Source organism: Aquabacterium sp. A08, assembly GCF_011742065.1.
The window spans coordinates 1-273 of record NZ_JAAQQT010000043.1; the positions used below are offsets into that span (position 1 = coordinate 1).

The window sequence follows — 273 nt, forward strand, 5'->3', positions numbered from 1 at the left end:
GCCATCGTCACCCTGGGTTTCGGCGAGATCATCCGCATCTTCCTGCTCAACCTGGACCGCCCGGTGAACATCACCAACGGCCCCAAGGGCCTGAGCCAGATCGACTCCATCAAGGTGTTCGGCCTGGACCTGGGCGCGCGGCTGAAGGTGGGCGACTTCACCTTCCAGTCGGTCACGCTGTACTACTACCTGTTTCTGTTCATGGTGGTGCTGTCGGTCATCATCTGCTACCGGCTGGAGCGTTCGCGCATCGGCCGCGCCTGGATGGCGATC

Annotated in this window: 1 pseudogene; it reads left to right on the forward strand. The window is 62.3% G+C overall.

Annotated features, from left to right (window positions below):
- Positions 1-273, forward strand: a pseudogene (locus HA630_RS00245) (ABC transporter ATP-binding protein); the annotation flags it as partial.